Source organism: Paenibacillus crassostreae (assembly GCF_001857945.1).
Taxonomy (GTDB): domain Bacteria; phylum Bacillota; class Bacilli; order Paenibacillales; family Paenibacillaceae; genus Paenibacillus_AQ; species Paenibacillus_AQ crassostreae.
In genome coordinates, this window is the sequence record NZ_CP017770.1 from 1132076 (window position 1) to 1147801 (window position 15726).

The following is a 15726-nucleotide window of genomic DNA, read 5'->3' on the forward strand; positions in this document are numbered from 1 at the left end:
GATGAAATCGAAATTACGTCGACGGCCTCATCTTTCTTATCTGTCTTTGATCCGCATCCTCACTTCGGACTAACGCCTCAACATCATCCGTATCCGCGAGGAGCGCAGAGAATTCAACATCTTCCTCTTTCATTGACATAAGTTCAATAGTTTTCTCTGTCTTCGTCATAATCGTATCTTTACGTTTGTTTTTGGACATCGATCTATCCCTCCCTATGTTCAGTAGACATCTAAACTAAGCCACCAGCCTCTTGAATTACGCGCATAGCTTGGTCAAATGATGACTCCTCAATAACAACGGTTAATAAAATATCAAATCCTGAAATACCATCTTCTCCTCCATCACTCATCCCACTAGCAGCAGGTGAAGCTGCAGCTAGAACTCCCGCTGAGGGGTTCGTTATAGAAGCATTCTGTGTAAGTCCTGCTAGACTCATGTCCCCAGATAAAAGATTCATCGGTTGATTAAGCTCACCACCTGGATACGCGCTGAATCGGTCAATTGACATATCTACAACTTGCAATGATTGTAACTTACGTGATATTTTTTCAGCTTCTTCAGGGGTTTTGAAATAGGCTAATATATTTTTCTCGGCCATCCATACTCACCTATGCCTTTAAGTTCAAATTTTTATCTACGAGCATATCAATAGGTTGTCACATCACTCTTTTTATTATGCATTTATATCTAACCTAATGAAGGTGGGAAGCGATGATGAGTTGCTTGTTCAAAGCTATAGGCTATTTTGATCAAAGTAGGTTCACTAAAGGCTTTTCCAGAAAAGACAACACCAAACGGTCCCTTTGTACGATCGCCATCTTTGTCGATGACGCCATTTGTGGAATAACCTGCTGGTACGCAAATCAGGGGATATCCCAGTCGTGCGGCAATATACATACCATCCACATCACCCGGTAACATTAATGCATCTAGGTTATATTTTTCTAATACATTATCGATTCCTTCACTAAGCGCTAATTCATTGTATTCTTGTTGTTTCTGCAGATAAGTTTGCTCGTTCAATGTATTTTCTTCCGACTTGATGAGAGTGTCTTGCCCATATTTACAAGCGGTCTTAGCGTGGAGATTATTATATTCAATTAATTCTTGCAAAGAGTGAACTGGTACAGATTCACTTCGTTGTGATAAGTACTTATTCAGACCCTTCTTAAATTCATAACAAATGACATCATTATTCCAATTATTGTGTTCAACATGAAGACTAACCGGATCTACTATTGTCGCACCCGCATTTTCCAATGTCGATATAGCTGCTTCCATAATAGAAAGTCTTTCCTCATCTAAATCTTTATAATAATGTCTTGGAATTCCTATTCTTGCACGGCCTAAAAAGTTCTCATCTAAGAATTGAGTGTAGTCTACATAAGAGTGATTCTTGCTCGATAATGTAGCAGGATCCTTATCATCAACTCCTGTTAATACACTTAGAATAATAGTCGCATCCGTAACCGTTCTAGCTATAGGTCCGGGAGTATCTTGTGTAGAGGAAATGGGAATGATTCCAGCTCGACTAACTAATCCTACCGTCGGTTTGATCCCAACCAGGAAATTCTGACATGCAGGACCGACAATAGATCCAGCCGTTTCTGTTCCAAGCGCTGCGGCTGATAGATTAGCTGCAGTAGCTGCCGCTGATCCTGAACTTGAGCCATTTATGAAAAACTCACCAGGGCTATAAGGGCTTAGAACAAGTCCCCCTCGTGAACTATATCCCGCTGGCATCTTACTAGACATGAAATTGGACCATTCTGTCATATTTGCTTTTCCTAGAAGAACAGCTCCTGCTGAACGAAGTTTAGACGCTACGAACGAATCTACCGTAGCAAATGAGTCTGATAAAGCTATTGATCCTGCACTGGTATGCACTTTATCCGCTGTATCCATATTATCCTTCAATAAGATAGGAATACCATGCAATCTTCCACGACTCCCTGTTTCTTTACGTTCTCGATCTAAAGCTCTCGCTATATGTAAAGCTTCTGGGTTTATTTCTAATATCGAATTAATTGAAGAATCGTATTTATTAATTCGATCAAAATATACTTGAACGAGTTGTTCAGAACTTATTGAACCTGCTTCCATCGCAGTTTGCATACCCGTTATATCCGCTTCAATAATCCATTGTTCTAGATCCATATTCATTTAAACAGTTCTCCTATTAAAAATAAATTAATATCATCCTAAATTTAGCACAATTACCCAACTTCAAGATATGGAAAGTTTGATTATAATCCGTCTCTACCGAAATATACGAAATAGAGTATCAAGTGAATCTTATACTTTCAAAAAAAAAAAGCCCGACCACAAGGGCCGAGCTTCTAATCTATTACTATTAATCACCACGGAAAGCTTTCTTTACTCGATCAAAAAAAGATTGTTCATGTTCATGTGTCTTTTCTCCGTCTAGAGAAGCAATTTGTCTAAGTAAATCTTTTTGCTCTTCGCTAAGATTACTTGGTGTAATAACGACAACTTTAACATGTTGATCACCTTGGCCGATACCGCGAAGACGAGGAACACCTTTCCCTCTAAGACGGAAGAATGTTCCAGTTTGTGTACCTGCCGGAATCTTGAGCTTCACCTTTTCGGTCAGTGTAGGAACTTCAACTTCATCACCTAATGCAACTTGAGCGAAAGTTAGAGGAATCTCGCAATAGATATCATCACCTTCACGTTCGAAGAAATCATGAGATTTCACGCGAATGACGATATATAGATCCCCTGAAGGACCACCGCGTAATCCACCTTCACCTTCACCTGTCATACGCAATTGAGCTCCATCATCTACACCTGCAGGGATCTTGACGTGAATCTTACGTTGCTTCTTAACTTTACCTTGTCCTGAACATGTTCCACAACGTTCTTTGATAATTTTACCAGAACCACTACATGTCGAACAGCTACGGCGATTAACCATACGTCCAAATGGTGTATTTTGAACAACCTCTTCTTGTCCACTACCATGACATACATGACAAGTTTGAGGTTTAGTTCCTGCTTTTGCTCCAGAACCATGACATGTATCACAAGTTTCTGTACGTGGAATCGTAATATCACTTTCTTTTCCAAATACAGCTTCTTTGAATTCAATCGTCATTGTATATTGTAGATCGTTTCCTCGTTGAGGTGCGTTCGGGTCACGTCTACCACCACCACCGAAGAACATGTCGAATATGTCACCCATACCACCACCGAAATCACCGGAGAAGCCACCGCCCATCCCTTGATTAGGATCGACATGACCATATTGATCATAACCCGCTCTTTTCTGACCATCACTTAGAACATCATACGCTTCCTTAACTTCCTTAAACTTGGACTCCGCATCTTCAGCCTTGTTTACATCCGGGTGATATTGGCGTGCCAGCTTACGATATGCCTTCTTAACTTCTTCATCCGATGCATTTTTACTGACACCGAGCACTTCATAATAATCGCGCTTTTCAGCCACTCTTCCACCCCCACAACATCTTGTGTCTATCATATTTTTGTTATATGAATCAACTTCATAATTACACAAACCTATTTAGATATAACTATTTATTTACAGAATGAATCGTTTGATTATGAAATTGATTCATTCCAAAGAGAAAGCCAAAGCTTGGGATTATCCAGCTTTGACCTTCCCATTTTCACTTCAATAATTTTTATGAAGGAAACCTTCTATAGGTTACTCTGATTTCTTATCTTCGTCAACAACTTCATAGTCTGCATCAACTACATTATCTTTCTTAGCTCCGCCATTAGCTGCATCTCCAGCTTCACCATCAGCACCTTGTTGTGCCTCAGCTGCTTGTTCATATAGCTTCACAGAAAGTTGTTGAACAATTTCTGTCAACTCTTCAGTAGCTTTATTAATTTCTTCTAGGTTATCTGTTTCAATCGCTGCTTTCACTTTTTCTTTAGCTGCTTCAGCTTTTTCGACTTCGGATGCATCTGCCTTATCGCCTAAATCTTTAATGACTTTATCTGTTGAATAGACAAGTTGATCCGCATTATTCTTCGCTTCAATCATCTCTTTACGTAGACGATCCTCTTCTGCATGCTCTTCAGCATCTCTCATCATACGTTCAACTTCTTCATCACTCAATCCGCTTGAAGATGTGATTGTAATCTTCTGAGTCTTGTTCGTACCTTTATCTGTTGCAGATACATTAACGATTCCGTTCGCATCAATATCAAATGATACTTCGATTTGAGGAACACCACGTGGTGCTGGTGGAATGTCACCAAGCATGAAGCGACCAAGTGTCTTATTACCTGCTGCCATTTGGCGTTCACCTTGCAAGACATGAATTTCAACACTAGGTTGGTTGTCAGCATAAGTAGAGAACACTTGGGATTTACTTGTAGGGATCGTTGTATTACGTTCGATCATCTTCGTAAATACACCACCTGCAGTTTCAATACCTAGAGACAATGGTGTTACGTCAAGTAGGACAACATCCTTCACATCACCAGTTAATACACCCGCTTGAACTGCAGCACCTAGAGCAACAACTTCATCTGGGTTAACACCTTTATGTGGATCTTTACCTGTCAATTTCTTAATTGCTTCTTGAACTGCAGGAATACGTGTTGATCCACCAACAAGAACGATTTTATCAATATCATTTGGAGTCATACCTGCATCACTAAGTGCTTGACGAGTAGGTCCAAGGGTACGCTCTACCAATGTTGCTGTTAATTCATCGAATTTAGCACGAGTTAAATTCATTTCTAAATGTTGAGGAACTCCGTCAACAACAGTAATAAACGGTAAGGAGATCGTAGTTGTCATAACACCAGACAATTCCTTTTTCGCTTTTTCGGCAGCATCTTTAAGACGTTGAACAGCTGATTTATCCTTACTCAAGTCAATTCCTTGATCCTTTTTGAATTCACTTACAAGGTGATCAATAACCAATTGGTCAAAATCATCTCCACCTAGACGGTTATCACCACTAGTAGCTTTTACTTCAAAGAATCCATCGCCTAATTCAAGAATAGATACGTCAAATGTACCACCACCAAGGTCATACACTAGGATTGTTTGATCTTCAGTCTTTTCCATACCGTATGCAAGTGCTGCCGCTGTTGGTTCATTGACAATACGTAGAACTTCTAATCCAGCAATTTTACCAGCATCTTTAGTTGCTTGACGTTGGCTATCGTTGAAATATGCAGGAACTGTAATAACGGCTTGAGTTACCGTTTGTCCAAGATAGGCTTCTGCATCAGCTTTTAGTTTCTGTAGAATAATTGCAGAAATTTCTTGTGCAGTGTAATCTTTATCATCAATTTTCTCTTTGTGATCTGTACCAATATGACGTTTAATAGACATAATCGTACGGTCAGGGTTTGTGATTGATTGACGTTTTGCTGTCTCACCAACAATACGTTCCCCATCTTTCTTAAAACCTACAATTGATGGTGTTGTGCGTGCACCTTCTGGGTTAGGAATAACTACTGCTTCTCCGCCTTCCATAACCGCAACACATGAATTTGTTGTTCCTAAGTCAATCCCAATTACTTTACTCATCGTAAAATTCCTCCTTTAATTTTGAACACTGGTCATTCGCTTCATATTCATAGCGCATCTATTCAAACAGCTATTCGCTGACTTTAACCATCGCTGGGCGAAGCACTTTATCCTTTAACATATAGCCTTTTTGAACAACTTCAACAACGATACCTTCTTCATAATCTTCACTTGGCACTTGCATAATTGCCTGATGATATTCTGGATTGAATGGTTCCCCTACACTTTCCATTGGAACTAAACCTTCGGTTTGCAAGATACCTTCCAATTGGCGGTATATCATATTCATCCCTTTGGAGAAGGACTCCAGTTGCGTATCAGCGACTTCGACAGATATTGCTCGCTCAAAATTATCTACAATCGGTAGAAGTTCGGTAATCAATTTGATCGAAGCATATTTGGCCGTATCTTCTTTTTCTTTCTGTGTCCGTTTACGATAATTATCGAAATCAGCTTGTGTACGTAAAACACGTTGTTGAGCCTCATCTGCTAGTGCTTGTAGACGATCCAATTCAGTTATTACAATGGGTTCTTGCTCTAGCGAAGACTCAGTATCTTCCTCAACTACTTCTACAATGTTATCTGTATCTATTTCCTCTGAAGCCTTGTTTATGTCCTCTTGGTTCTCTTCTTTCATATTGTCTTCACCTCCTTAACCTAGTCTAAAATAAGTTCACTTGATTATGTTAAACGAGTTCTATTAGAATAACGGCAATCTCAATCATTCAACCGTACATCCTCTTCCCTCATCTTAATCACATTATGAATACGAAGCACTGCCGTAGCAACTTCAGCAGCTGCTTTAAGTCCATGCAACTTCACTAGCGCTGGATCAACGATTCCCTCAGTCTCATAATTAATAACGAGTCCTGTATCACAATCAATCCCCATACTATCACAATCCTCTGACAGCTGAGCTGCGCGTGCTTCCTCTAACTTTTCGAGAGGGTTATAACCTGCATTCAACAAAATTTGAGCCATAGGTTTTCTAAGAGCTGTCGCTACAGCAGCAAAACCAAAGGCTTCCATACCTTTAATGGTCTCACGTTGACGTTCCAATTCATAGGATACAGCCAGTTCTGTTGTACCGCCACCAGGTAGCACGCCTCCTGATACAGCAGCTTGTAATGCTGACGCTGCATCCCCCGCGATACGTGCAGATTCACCAACGATTTCTGATGTACTAGCTCCAACAACAACTGTCACAAACGGCTCTTGACTATCGACTTGTGCCTGCATGCGAACACGCTCTAGCTCCTCATCATATGCCACTCGTGGAGAGAATCCTAATATTCGTTGCAACTGCTCCGAAGACTTATGAAGTGCAGTACGCTTAACAGGGATTGCTCCTGTCATCTCACACACACGACCTAGATCAACTCGACTTACTCGTTGAATCACTAAGATATTATGATCGAGACAGAATTGTTCTGCGTCTGGATGGACACCACGTTCTAATAAGATAACACCTACACCAAGTTCACTTAAGCTTAGTAATTCTCTACCAAACTGTTCTCGCAACTCCATATATCGTGCAAATCCAGCTTCCGTGGTTAATACTTCTTCATCAAGTGTCTCAGGTTCAAGCGCATCATGAAGAACTAATATTCGGACATCTTTTTGTACATAGTTTCCACGAAAATGCAGTGGTTTCTGACGTAAAAGTAAACCTTCGTATACTTCGTTATCCGCCTTTTCAATCGCAATCACACAATTTGCCAAGTTGAATGATGGATCTATCAAACGTTCTAACCCTACTTTGGAAGCAGCATCCATGATAAGTTTCACAATATCTCTGCGTTCTCGACCCGCTATGTAGGCCGTCTTCTCTAAGAAAGGATCACTAAGGCCCTTGATCTTCCTTGATCGACGACTCAGTGATTGTAAGGAAAATTCAATACCTTGCTGCATACCAGATACAACTTTAGAAGCTGGAACTCCCTTCATAATCTGAGCAACACCTTCTTGTACCAGCGCACCCGCTAGTACAGTCGCTGAAGTTGTACCATCGCCGACTTTTCTTTGCTGTGATCTTGCCACTTGAATAAGTAGGCTAGCGGCAGGATGACTTACATCTATTCTGTCCAAAATTGTAACGCCGTCATTGGTAATGATTACTTCACCTCTAGTACCCACGAGCATTACATCTAGCCCTTTAGGACCGAGTGTGCCTTCGACCGCAGAAGTAATGGCACGGACTGCATTACTATTGTTAAGCAAGGTTGCGTATCGTTCCTCACCCTCGCGAACTGATTGCTGCTGTCCTTGACTCATCGACTCCACTCCCTATTTGTACCAATGTGACAATAACGTTGTCAAATCCTTCGATATCACTCCCAGAATACTCATCACTCTACCATACTCCATTCTAGTAGGTCCTAATATTCCTATCGTACCTAAGGACTTTCCTTCTAAAGAATATGTCGCTGTAATAAGACTACAATCAGCAAATGCTTCATGATCATTTTCTGTACCGATCTTCACATGAATCCCACTTCCACTAGCAATCGGATTCATCATCTTCATCAGTGTAGGTGTTTCTTCCAGAAGATCTAGAATGTTCTTCACCTTATCTACATCTCTGAACTCCGGTTGCGTAAGCATATTCGTCGTACCACTAAGGTAAACATGGTGTTCATTCTCATTACCCAATACTGAATCCAGAACAACAAGTAATTCCTCATAATGGGACGTGTATCTCTCCAGTTCTTCTGCAAGTTCAGAATACAAACGGGATTTCAGCTTATATAATGGAACATTTACAAGTTTACTATTAAGCAGATTCACCACTTTCTCCATTTCTGAAACAGATACTCCTGGTGGTATAGCTACCGTCTTATTTTCAACTTGTCCTGTACTAGTTACAATAATAGCAACCGCAGTTGTTTCATTAAGTGGCAGAAGTTGGAAGTGTCGTAGCGATGTGTGGAATACTTCTGGTCCTAATAGAATTGACGTATAATTGGTCATATGAGAAAGAATCATTGCTGATTGTTGGATGACTTGTTCCATCGCATTTAATTTATCAGCATAAAAAGATCTAATCTTATTTCGTTCAATAGGATCAATTGCAACCCAATGAGCCATATGGTCTACATAATAACGATAACCTTTATTCGATGGAATTCGACCAGCGGAAGTATGAGGTTGTTCAAGAAATCCCAATTCCTCAAGATCCGCCATTTCATTACGGATTGTTGCTGGACTATACCCTACATCGGCCCTCTTAGAGATGCTGCGAGAACCGACAGGTTCGGCAGAACGAATATAATCGTCAACAATAACATTCAATATCATTCTTTGACGTTCAGTTAACAATTCCTTCCCCTCCTCGCAGCAAGTTTATTCAAAACATCGTTAGCACTCACAAGCGTTGAGTGCTAACCGCTAATACAAAAATACCAAACTGACCTAATCGTTGTCAAGTCAGTTCAGTATCTTAAGGACAGCTATCTCATCACAACAATGTTGTTTACTACAAAAAACGCAGTCAGTCCACACCTTTTCCGGAAATATTTCTTTCTCTACCACGTCAAACCCATTCTTAGTAAAAAAAGAAACTGCATATGTTAAGGCCATGATCTTAGGAATTTGCTGTTGTCTTGCTTCTTCTGTTAAAGCAGACACAAGTAAAGACCCAATCCCCTTACCTTTATAATCTTCAGCTATGCCTAACGAACGTATTTCAACCAGGTCATTCCCAAGTTGGCATAATGATCCACAACCAACAATCTGACCTTCAACTTCCGCTACAAGAAACTGATCCATTTGCTTCTCCAGTACCTTGCGAGAACGTGGGAGCATAATTCCCTTTTCAGCATAACCCTGAATCATCTCAACAAGATAATCAATATCTTCAGGTGATGCTTTTCTGCATACAGCCGACATCCCACTCTCCTCCTTACACATGTTGCAATATAATATGAATAAATATACAACAACACGTATAAAAGTTCAAGATATTAATGTCCCGTTATTGATCCTACAAATTCACCAAATACATCATTCCCAAATAATATCCCTTGTTCGCTTAATCGATACCCCGCTTGCGTTGATTCTAGGAGACCAACATTTAGCATCTTTTTTAATTGTTTAGCGAAAATAACATCCATCTGCTCCTCGAACTGCTCTTCAAAATGAGCCTTAGATATACCTTCCATCACTCGAAGCCCAACCATTAAGAAATCCTCCATGGCTTCTTCTTTCGATATAGGGATGCTATCCAAGCGCGGGAGTCCTTTTTGCACACCCTCAACATAGGGATTAACTCCTTTGATATTCATATGGCGTTGTCGCCCTACGTAACCATGTGCACCTGCACCAAGACCATAATAATCTTCATTTAGCCAATACGTCAGATTATGTCTACTACCAAATCCAGGTTTCGCAAAATTACTAATTTCATATTGATTGTATCCTGCTTGTTTCATGCGGTCCATTAATAAAAGGTACATCTTTAGCTCTTCATCTTCATGAGGTAATGGTAATTGATTCTTCTGATACATCGTATGAAAGAGCGTATTCTCCTCCACCTTTAAGCTATATATAGAATAATGGTTCAGATTAAGCTCTAACGCCTTTGTTACGCTCTCTGAGAGCATTTCTAGCGTCTGATTTGGAAGTCCGAACATGAGGTCAATTGACATATTGTCAAACCCAGCTTTGCGAGCATTTTCTAGACTGTGATAGACATCATCTGTATTGTGAATCCGCCCAATCCCTGAGAGTAACTCATTCTGGAAAGCTTGGACACCGAAACTCACACGGTTCACACCACCTTCACGCATGACTGTTAATTTCTCAAGATCCGTAGTTCCAGGATTCGCTTCCATCGAAAATTCAATATCATCTGACCAATCAGGGAAATGAGTACGTACCGAATTTAAGAAATATTTCATTTCATCAGGTTTCAGAACAGTCGGAGTTCCCCCTCCTACAAAAATACTATTAATCTGTCCTGGAGGTGTTTCTTTAACGGTTAACTCCATTTCACGATCTAAGGCAATCAAATAGTCCATGACCGGCTGGTCCTTTAATACATATGAATTAAAATCACAGTAAAAACACTTATTCGTGCAAAAAGGAATATGCAAATAAACCGCTTGTGGTGGCTTACGGCTTCCCAAATGTGCTTTCTGTACTTCATGCTGTTGTTCAGCCATATTTTCAACTCCTAAAAGTTTTTGTAGGATTACTTCCTGAATAGCATCGCAAAAACTACTTCGGAAGCATAATCTTTGTTTTTGTATCATTAAAGGGGAGCCATATCGGCCCCCCTTTGATTAGATTGCTCTAATTTTCATTTAGCACAGTCGGCTGATCAGTCGTCAATTTTCAATACTGCCATAAATGCTTCTTGTGGAACTTCAACACTTCCGACCTGTTTCATACGTTTCTTACCTTCTTTTTGTTTCTCAAGCAGTTTACGTTTCCGTGAAATATCGCCACCGTAACATTTAGCCAATACGTTCTTGCGCATTGCTTTTACAGTTTCACGAGCAACTACTTTTGTACCTACCGTTGCCTGAATGGGCACTTCAAACATTTGACGCGGAATAATCTCACGAAGCTTCTCACAAATAATACGTCCGCGATTGAAAGCTCGATCACGATGTACGATGAATGATAGAGCATCGACTTGTTCATTGTTAAGTAAAATATCCATTTTGACAAGATTAGATTTACGGTATCCGGATATTTCATAATCAAACGATGCATAACCCTTCGTACCAGACTTCAACTTATCAAAGAAATCATAAACAATCTCTGAAAGTGGTACTTCATAAATAATAGTTACACGATTCGCATCTAGATACTCCATGTTGATGAACTCTCCACGTTTGTTCTGACAAAGTTCCATAACCATACCCACATAGTCATTAGGCACAATAATCGATGCTTTAACATAAGGTTCTTCGACATGGTCAATCTTACCGATCTCCGGATAATTGGATGGGTTGTCAATCTGAATGATTTCCCCATTAGTCATTGCAATACGGTAGATAACACTTGGTGCAGTTGTGATAAGTGGAATATTGAACTCACGTTCAATCCGCTCCTGGATAATCTCCATGTGAAGAAGTCCTAAGAATCCACAACGGAAACCAAACCCAAGTGCACTGGAAGACTCCGGCTCAAAGCTTAAAGACGCATCATTTAATTGAAGTTTCTCTAGCGCTTCACGTAAATCAACATATTCCGATGTCTCAATTGGATATAGTCCACAATAGACCATCGGATTGATTGTCCGATATCCAGGCAATGCTTCTAGTGTCGGATTCTTCGCACTCGTTACCGTATCCCCTACACGTGTATCCCCTACATGCTTGATCCCGGCAACTATAAATCCGACATCTCCCACCCTCAGTTCATCCACAATAGTCATACTAGGCATGAAAGCGCCGACCTCAATTACTTCAAATGATTTATCGGTTGCCATCATTTTAATCTTCATTCCTGCTTTGATACTACCATCAACTACTCGAATATAGACGATAACACCCTTATAAGCATCATAATGTGAGTCAAAGATCAAAGCTTTTAGAGGTTTCTCAGGATCTCCTGATGGAGATGGAACCTGAACAACGATCTGTTCTAAGATCTCCTTGATACCAATTCCTGACTTCGCTGAAGCTAATACAGCTTCGCTTGCGTCCAAACCGATAACATCCTCGATCTCCTGTCTCACTCGCTCTGGATCTGCACTTGGTAGATCAATCTTGTTAATAACAGGTAAAATTTCTAAGTTATTATCAAGAGCTAAATAGACGTTAGCAAGGGTCTGAGCTTCTATACCTTGTGCAGCATCTACGACAAGCAATGCACCTTCACAGGCTGCAAGGCTTCTAGAAACTTCATAAGTAAAATCTACATGTCCAGGAGTATCAATTAAGTTCAGAATATACTCTTCGCCGTCATCTGCCTGATAGGTTAGATTTACAGCTTGCAACTTAATAGTAATACCTCGTTCACGTTCAAGATCCATCTTATCTAGCACTTGTTCTTGCATTTCACGCGAAGACAATGCACCAGTATATTCAAGAATACGGTCGGCCAAAGTCGATTTACCATGGTCTATATGCGCAATGATACTAAAATTACGAATCTTTTTTTGTCTCTTAAATACGTCCGTCATGCCTTACCCCCACAACCAGCCTGATGTTTCAATCACTTCATTATATCAGTTGTAGATTATACGGGCAATCCCAGACAATTGCAAAATAAGATTACATCCTAAACAAATTCTTACTCCGTAATTGTGTTGAATAAGGAGACTACGAAATGAATGCTTTTTTGAGAGGCCTTTTGTAATAAATTCGCTGTCTTATCTGCTATTTTATCTACTGATGATTCAGAATTCTGCGGAAGCAAAATCTCCTGTGGAGTTGCATCTATATAACTGGGAGCTTCGATCTGCTCCCTATCTAATGATTTAATTTGCTGTGCATCTACAATAATTGGATCAAATGTAATGGTATATGATCCCGCTACTTCCGGATTAGGATTGATCTGTGGCACAGGCAAGGAAATTTCTTGTGTAGCGGTGGGTTTTACAACCTGATCTAACTGAGAAATTGTAGAATCATTTGAATTCGCAAACTGTATGCCTAAGAGAATTCCTAACCCCGTCCAAATTCCAATAAGCCACATTTTTTTACTTAAACGAGACATATTATCCCTCCTCAGTTATTCGATTCAAATTAACTTCCGCCATTTATTCCCGAATCAGATTTCACCGTACTTGCTTTCTTAGCTTTCTGATCTTCAAAATATACATCCGCTACAATATTAGCCAATACCCGCGATGTGCGCTCCAATTCATCCTTTGTACTATCAATCCCACCCATTTCAATGATAATGCTATTAGGAGAGAGCGATTGATTATATTCACCATTCCCTTGACTAGCTGTTTTCCCCCAAATTCCACGAGAAATTCCTGGGTGGGTAGCTTCAAGACGTTGATGAATAGAATTTGCGTAAGCTTCATTCTGACGCCATTGTTTATTCTCATGACCGATAATGAAATACATTTGTGCGTAACTCACGCCATTAATGACAGTAGTCGTCTTATCATGCCGCTGCGAATCTCGATGTATATCGAGCAAATAAGTTATTTTATCATTCTGTGCAAGTGCTGTTTTAACAGCTTCTCGTGAATATTTATAAGAAAATTTATAACTGTAGTCCTTAATATAAGAAGGGTAATCATCTTTCAAATGCATTACACTTACCCCTTTGGTTTTCAATTCTGCTGATATAAAATCTCCGACTTGTATCACATTTTGATTAGGAATTGCCGAACTAGGATTGGTACTAACTGTACCTACTAATGGATTAAAAGCTTCACGAGGATGTGAGTGATAGATTAGTACCTCACTATTCCCATTGGATGATTCAGAAGTACCCGCTGTATCTGGTGTAGGTATTAACTGATCCGGGGGTTCCTGCTGTCCTTCTGGCTTAGTTACAGGTTCTTGTATACTTAATCCTTCATTTGATTTAGCACTTGCTACAGCTTTAGTAGAATCTGGATGATAGTCTTCTGGCCCCTCCATATTCTTATTCCCAGTTGCACTGCGAAGTAAAACAGAATTATTACTATCCATACCCGGTAATTCTCGTGCTAATAAGCTTTTGGGGTCACGTGGATTTACACTCGTTAGTAATTGAAACACGAATGTAATCATTTTTTCACCGGATAAAGTGGAAGATTCTTTAGAATTATTTAAATGGGGTAGTTCCATTCCCAACATATCCACAAAAAGCTCATTAGTCAGTGACGACGCAAATCCTTTCATAGATGACACTGGGGATGAGCTATATTTCAACTCTACCATTCCTCCCAGACCCAACAATACAAAGAAAATCATTGAGCAAAAACTCAAAAGTAGGAAAGTACGTCCCATCGTTAGAATCGATAGCCATTTCGCTCTCCATTGATGAAGATTCCAAATTTGAAACCATTCTCTTTTCATTCTAGTATCCTCCTGAACTCTCTTATACTTTAAATCTATGAAGTAGAGAGAATCACTAGAACCAGAAATGCAAAAAAGAAGCTCCGCTAGATTCGGAAGCTCCTTCTTCTCAATTAATTAAGGATCAATGTGTATAATCTCCAGCATTAGTTGGATCTACTGCTTCATGTAAAGCTGCATTCAAACCGGTTGCCACGATATTGGCCATATCTTCAATAAATTCATCTATTTCTTTTGGTGTTACAATAAGGTCATGTCCTAGTGGTTCTAACACCTCTTTCACTAAGCCAAGGCGTTCATCCTCTTGCATATCATCCAACATCCCCATAATGTCTCGGGTATGATTAGTTTCTCGATCCAAATGCTTCTTCATCATATCAATAGCATTATTCACAATTGTAGAAGCATAACAAACCGTTGGTACTCCTATGGCGATGCAAGGCACACCCAATATTTCTTTCGTTAATCCACGTCGCTTATTACCTATACCGGATCCAGGATGAATTCCAATATCAGCAATTTGAATCGTGGTGTTTACTCTTTCAAGCGATCTGGAAGCTAGTGCGTCTACTGCAATGATCAAATCGGGCTTCGTACGATCAACAATTCCTTGTACAATTTCACTTGATTCAATCCCCGTCACACCCAATACTCCAGGAGCAATTGCACTTAATTGACGATATCCAGGGGCAACCTGATCTGGCACTAGTTCAAAATAATGACGTGTAACTAACATATTCTCCACGACTAGCGGTCCAAGCGAATCGGGAGTTACATTCCAATTCCCCAGGCCGACGACTAAGACCGTATTCGTCTTTTGAACCCCTATTAACGTTAAGAAGTCTTCGAACTCACGTGCCAATGCCACAGCCACTCTGCCCTGTAATCCAGTATCTCCTCCACGAAGTCCTGGAACTTCAATGGTCACATAATGACCTTTTACACGACCAATCGCTTTCGAGCCTTCATCATTAAGCACATTTAATCGAGTAATTTTTATACCATCATTCTCTGAAACCTCCTCATCTATCCCGGAAATAGGGGCATTATATCTCATCTCTGCCATTTCCTTAGCATCAACTGCAAGATCTGTACGAACGTTGTATTTTTGCAAATCTAATGTCATCTTTATATACCTCCTTCTTCTTTATGTGATAGTGTGCGAGAGGAAGTGGATGTTTATACAAACCCTTTTAAGTATTGCTTTT

The 15726-nt window shown here is 40.0% G+C and carries 14 protein-coding genes; all 14 read right to left on the bottom strand.

Features of this window, described 5'->3' with window-relative positions; all coding sequences use genetic code 11:
• Nucleotides 1–13: 13 nt before the first annotated feature.
• Complete coding sequence (locus LPB68_RS05585) at nt 14–199, bottom strand: YfhD family protein (protein WP_068659404.1); 186 nt, start codon at nt 197–199, stop codon at nt 14–16.
• Nucleotides 200–230: 31 nt separating this feature from the next.
• Nucleotides 231–599 (bottom strand): hypothetical protein, encoded by a 369-nt coding sequence (locus LPB68_RS05590; protein ID WP_068659402.1) that lies wholly within the window; start codon nt 597–599, stop codon nt 231–233.
• Nucleotides 600–688: 89 nt separating this feature from the next.
• Nucleotides 689–2164, bottom strand: coding sequence for an amidase family protein (locus LPB68_RS05595; RefSeq protein WP_068659400.1), 1476 nt, complete (start codon nt 2162–2164; stop codon nt 689–691).
• 190 nt (nt 2165–2354) lie between these two features.
• The gene (gene dnaJ, locus LPB68_RS05600) at nt 2355–3473 is read right to left on the bottom strand and encodes a molecular chaperone DnaJ (protein WP_068659399.1); all 1119 of its coding nucleotides are present in this window, start codon (nt 3471–3473) and stop codon (nt 2355–2357) included.
• Between the two features lie 219 nt (nt 3474–3692).
• Complete coding sequence (gene dnaK, locus LPB68_RS05605) at nt 3693–5543, bottom strand: molecular chaperone DnaK (protein ID WP_068659397.1); 1851 nt, start codon at nt 5541–5543, stop codon at nt 3693–3695.
• 70 nt (nt 5544–5613) lie between these two features.
• A complete protein-coding gene (gene grpE, locus LPB68_RS05610) occupies nt 5614–6180 on the bottom strand; it encodes a nucleotide exchange factor GrpE (RefSeq protein WP_068659395.1) in 567 nt (188 codons plus the stop codon).
• Between the two features lie 80 nt (nt 6181–6260).
• Nucleotides 6261–7817: a TCP-1/cpn60 chaperonin family protein gene (locus LPB68_RS05615; protein ID WP_068659393.1), complete on the bottom strand. Its 1557-nt coding sequence runs from the start codon at nt 7815–7817 to the stop codon at nt 6261–6263.
• 12 nt (nt 7818–7829) lie between these two features.
• Nucleotides 7830–8861: a heat-inducible transcriptional repressor HrcA gene (gene hrcA / locus LPB68_RS05620; protein WP_068659391.1), complete on the bottom strand. Its 1032-nt coding sequence runs from the start codon at nt 8859–8861 to the stop codon at nt 7830–7832.
• A 108-nt stretch (nt 8862–8969) separates the two neighbouring features.
• Nucleotides 8970–9431, bottom strand: coding sequence for an N-acetyltransferase (locus LPB68_RS05625; protein ID WP_068659389.1), 462 nt, complete (start codon nt 9429–9431; stop codon nt 8970–8972).
• 74 nt (nt 9432–9505) lie between these two features.
• The gene (hemW, locus tag LPB68_RS05630; protein ID WP_068659387.1) at nt 9506–10705 is read right to left on the bottom strand and encodes a radical SAM family heme chaperone HemW; all 1200 of its coding nucleotides are present in this window, start codon (nt 10703–10705) and stop codon (nt 9506–9508) included.
• Nucleotides 10706–10863: 158 nt separating this feature from the next.
• The gene (lepA, locus tag LPB68_RS05635; RefSeq protein ID WP_068659385.1) at nt 10864–12678 is read right to left on the bottom strand and encodes a translation elongation factor 4; all 1815 of its coding nucleotides are present in this window, start codon (nt 12676–12678) and stop codon (nt 10864–10866) included.
• 110 nt (nt 12679–12788) lie between these two features.
• Nucleotides 12789–13214 (bottom strand): hypothetical protein, encoded by a 426-nt coding sequence (locus tag LPB68_RS05640; RefSeq protein ID WP_068659383.1) that lies wholly within the window; start codon nt 13212–13214, stop codon nt 12789–12791.
• Between the two features lie 29 nt (nt 13215–13243).
• Entirely contained in the window at nt 13244–14518 is a 1275-nt protein-coding gene (locus LPB68_RS05645) for a stage II sporulation protein P (protein ID WP_068659381.1), read from the bottom strand.
• A 124-nt stretch (nt 14519–14642) separates the two neighbouring features.
• Nucleotides 14643–15644, bottom strand: a complete 1002-nt coding sequence (gpr, locus tag LPB68_RS05650; protein WP_068659379.1) for a GPR endopeptidase — start codon at nt 15642–15644, stop codon at nt 14643–14645.
• Between the last annotated feature and the right edge of the window lie 82 nt (nt 15645–15726).

What these genes read in the sequence shown, in the direction of transcription:
- hemW (WP_068659387.1), bottom strand. Translation starts at nt 10,705, where the DNA reads ATGGCTGAACAACAGCATGAAGTACAGAAAGCACATTTGGGAAGCCGT.
- grpE (WP_068659395.1), bottom strand. Translation starts at nt 6,180, where the DNA reads ATGAAAGAAGAGAACCAAGAGGACATAAACAAGGCTTCAGAGGAAATA.
- LPB68_RS05615 (WP_068659393.1), bottom strand. Translation starts at nt 7,817, where the DNA reads ATGAGTCAAGGACAGCAGCAATCAGTTCGCGAGGGTGAGGAACGATAC.
- dnaK (WP_068659397.1), bottom strand. Translation starts at nt 5,543, where the DNA reads ATGAGTAAAGTAATTGGGATTGACTTAGGAACAACAAATTCATGTGTT.
- gpr (WP_068659379.1), bottom strand. Translation starts at nt 15,644, where the DNA reads ATGACATTAGATTTGCAAAAATACAACGTTCGTACAGATCTTGCAGTT.
- LPB68_RS05640 (WP_068659383.1), bottom strand. Translation starts at nt 13,214, where the DNA reads ATGTCTCGTTTAAGTAAAAAAATGTGGCTTATTGGAATTTGGACGGGG.
- LPB68_RS05585 (WP_068659404.1), bottom strand. Translation starts at nt 199, where the DNA reads ATGTCCAAAAACAAACGTAAAGATACGATTATGACGAAGACAGAGAAA.
- LPB68_RS05595 (WP_068659400.1), bottom strand. Translation starts at nt 2,164, where the DNA reads ATGAATATGGATCTAGAACAATGGATTATTGAAGCGGATATAACGGGT.
- LPB68_RS05590 (WP_068659402.1), bottom strand. Translation starts at nt 599, where the DNA reads ATGGCCGAGAAAAATATATTAGCCTATTTCAAAACCCCTGAAGAAGCT.
- LPB68_RS05645 (WP_068659381.1), bottom strand. Translation starts at nt 14,518, where the DNA reads ATGAAAAGAGAATGGTTTCAAATTTGGAATCTTCATCAATGGAGAGCG.
- lepA (WP_068659385.1), bottom strand. Translation starts at nt 12,678, where the DNA reads ATGACGGACGTATTTAAGAGACAAAAAAAGATTCGTAATTTTAGTATC.
- LPB68_RS05625 (WP_068659389.1), bottom strand. Translation starts at nt 9,431, where the DNA reads ATGTCGGCTGTATGCAGAAAAGCATCACCTGAAGATATTGATTATCTT.